Raw genomic sequence first — 2,968 nt, forward strand, 5'->3', positions numbered from 1 at the left:
GATGGTGACGTCCAGAGCGGAGGTGACTTCATCGGCGATCAATATCTCAGGTTCCAGCGCCAGGGCTCTGGCGATGCCGACGCGCTGCCGCTGGCCGCCGGAAAGCTGCGTGGTGCGTCGGTCCAGCAACTGGCGTGGCAATTCCACTTTTTCCATCAGCTCGCGGATCCGCTCCGGGATGTCTCTTTCCGGGCAGATGTTCTGTTGCCGCAGCGGTTCGGCCAGAGTTCGCGCAACCGTAAACGCCGGGTTGAGGGACATGAACGGGTCCTGGAACACCATCTGCAGTTTGCGAACCTGCTCCGGTCGGCGCTGCCTTAGCGCGCGATCGAGCGATTGGCCGTCCACCTCGATCTCTCCTTGTTCCGGCTGCACCAGGCCTGCAATGGCCCGGGCTATGGTGCTCTTGCCGGAACCGGACTCGCCGACGATCCCCAGTGCCCCACCGCGCCGCAATGCCAGCGAAACATTGTCGACCGCGCGCACGATCTGCGGCGGCTTGCGTGTCGCCCAGGCTGCAAGGCTCTGCCCTGGGTAGAAGTTCACGCACAGGTTCTTCACCAGGAGATGCGGTTCCGTCGCCACGGGGCATGCATGCGTGGTCGGCTTCATCAGCGAGGGTTGGGAAGCGATCAGGCGCTTCGTGTATTCATGGGCGGGGTCACGCAGGATCTGATCGACCGAGCCGATTTCCAGCACCGCGCCGTCCTTCATGACGACGACGCGGTCGCACATTTCCGCGATCACGCCAAGGTCGTGAGAGACCAGAATGACCGACAGCTTGCGTTCACGCCGGATGCCGCGGAGCAGGTCGAGTATCTGAGCTTGCACCGTGACATCAAGTGCCGTCGTGGGCTCGTCGGCAATCAGCAGTTTCGGTTCGCAGGCAAGGGCCGCCGCAATCATCACCCGCTGACGCATGCCACCGGATAGCTCGTGAGGATAGGCGCCCGCGCGCCTTGGCGCGTCCTTGATGTGCATGTCTTCGAGCAGTCCGACCGCCCGCGCATTGGCCTGCCGCCAGGATACGCCCTGATGGACCACCATCGCTTCTCCCACCTGACGCCCGACCGTCATGATCGGATCAAGATGCGTCGACGGGTTCTGGAAGATCATCGCCGCTTGCCCGCCACGCAGCTGGCCCAGATCGGCATCCTTCATGGCGAGGACATCGCTGCCCTCGAACATGATCCGACCCGACTTCACCAGTGCGTTGCCGGCAATCAGCTTGAGGATGGCTCTGCAGGCCACCGTCTTGCCCGATCCGGATTCACCGACGATCCCAAGGACCTCTCCCGCTTTCAGTGAAAAGCTGACGCCGCGCAGGGCGTGGACGTCGCCAAAATTGGTGGCGAAGTCGATGGTGAGGTTCTCGACGCTGACGAGGTCGCTCATCTCAGGATTCCGTGTTCAGGAGGCGGGCGAGACCATCAGCGGTCAACGAGAGGCCCAGCGCCAGAAGGCAGATGGCGATGCCTGGGAAGATCGCAATCCACCATGCGGTCGTCAGGTAGGTCTGCCCGTCCGCGATCATGGCGCCCCATTCGGGCGTTGGCGGTTGTACGCCGAGGCCGAGAAAACCCAATGATGATCCGAGCACGATGGCCAGCACGGCATCGGTCATGACGAAGACGATCGATGGGACGATGGCATTCGGCAGGATGTGGAACAGCATGATGCGCAAATGCCCAAAACCCATGCCACGTGCCGCCAGCACGAAATCGACGCCGCGCAGCACCAGCGCCTGGCTCCGCACAAGTCGCGCATAGCTGACCCAGTTCACCAAGGTGAGCGAGATGAAGTAGCTCTTGAGGCCGGGCCCCAGCACGGCCACGATGGCGATCACGAGGACGAAATAGGGAAATGATACGGTGACCTCGAGGATGCGCATCAGCGCCGCATCGATCCGGCCACCCAGATAGCCGGCGATAAGGCCGATGATCGTCCCCAGGATGATCGGACCGACGACGCCGAAGAAGGCCATGGCGAGATCGTAGCGTGCGGCAAACAGTGTCCGCGCCAGGACATCGCGGCCGATGGCGTCGGTGCCAAACCAATGCTCGGCGCCAGGTGGTTTCAGCGCCTGCATCACATCGACCTTGATCGGGTCGAAACTGGTCAGCACCGGCGCCAAAATGGCCACGACGATCCAGGCCAAGGTGATGGCGCCGCCAATGATCAAGGTTGCCGGCATCGTGCGGATACGCGCCATGGCCAAGGAGCCGCTGCCCTGCATCACATCGCTCATAATTCCACCCGTGGGTCGAGAATGGCGGTCAAGACATCGACGGCAAAATTCGAAATGACGACACCTACGGCAAGCAGCAGGGCCACCGCCTGGACGACGAACTGGTCGTGCGTGAGAACGCCGCGGATGAGCAGGTTGCCGAGCCCTGGAATGTTGAAGACATTTTCGACAACGACCGTTCCGCCGATCAGGAAGGCGACCACGACGCCCAGCAGATTGACTGTCGGCAAAAGGGAATTCCAGAACACATGCCGGGAAAAGATGTAGCTTTCCGGCAGGCCCCTGGAGCGGCAGGCGATCGCGTAATCCTTGTCCATCTGCTGAATGAAGGTCGCGCGCAGATTGCGCGCGAGGATCGGCGTCACCCCGATGCCGATCGTCAGGGCCGGCAGGAACAGATGCCACAGATTGTTGAAAAAGGTCGGCCCGTAACCGGATACGGGGAAGATCTTCAGCCGCAGGCAGAAGCCCATGATCAGCAGCAGGCCGACAAAGTAGGACGGCACGCCGACGCCCGCGACGCAGACGAGACGGATGAGGTGATCGATCCACCGTCCGCGCTGCCGGGCAGCGGTGACCGCGAGCGCGAATGTCAACAGCAGCGAGATCACGAGGCCATAGAGGATCAAGAAAACCGTTGGCGCGATCCGTGCCGCGATGACGCCGCTGACGGGACCCCGGAAGGCGATCGACTGACCGAAATCGCCGCGCAGGCAATTC

Annotated in this window: 3 protein-coding genes; all 3 read right to left on the minus strand. The window is 62.4% G+C overall.

Annotation, left to right across the window (positions count from 1 at the left end):
- On the minus strand, positions 1 to 1,395 hold a 1,395-nt coding region (locus EN893_RS26665), incomplete at its 3' end, for an ABC transporter ATP-binding protein (RefSeq protein WP_164901125.1).
- Position 1,396: 1 nt separating this feature from the next.
- The gene (locus EN893_RS26670) at positions 1,397 to 2,248 is read right to left on the minus strand and encodes an ABC transporter permease (RefSeq protein ID WP_236383514.1); all 852 of its coding nucleotides are present in this window, start codon (positions 2,246 to 2,248) and stop codon (positions 1,397 to 1,399) included.
- The coding region (locus EN893_RS26675) for an ABC transporter permease (protein ID WP_164901126.1) at positions 2,245 to 2,968 on the minus strand (724 nt) is incomplete at its 5' end. The genes EN893_RS26675 and EN893_RS26670, both read right to left, overlap by 4 nt.

The organism is Mesorhizobium sp. M7A.F.Ca.CA.004.04.2.1 (assembly GCF_004022825.1).
In the GTDB taxonomy this organism is placed as follows: Bacteria; Pseudomonadota; Alphaproteobacteria; order Rhizobiales; family Rhizobiaceae; genus Mesorhizobium.

Bases quoted from the DNA above. Each gene is read 5' to 3' on its own strand.
- EN893_RS26670 (WP_236383514.1), bottom strand. From the start codon at position 2,248: ATGAGCGATGTGATGCAGGGCAGCGGCTCCTTGGCCATGGCGCGTATC.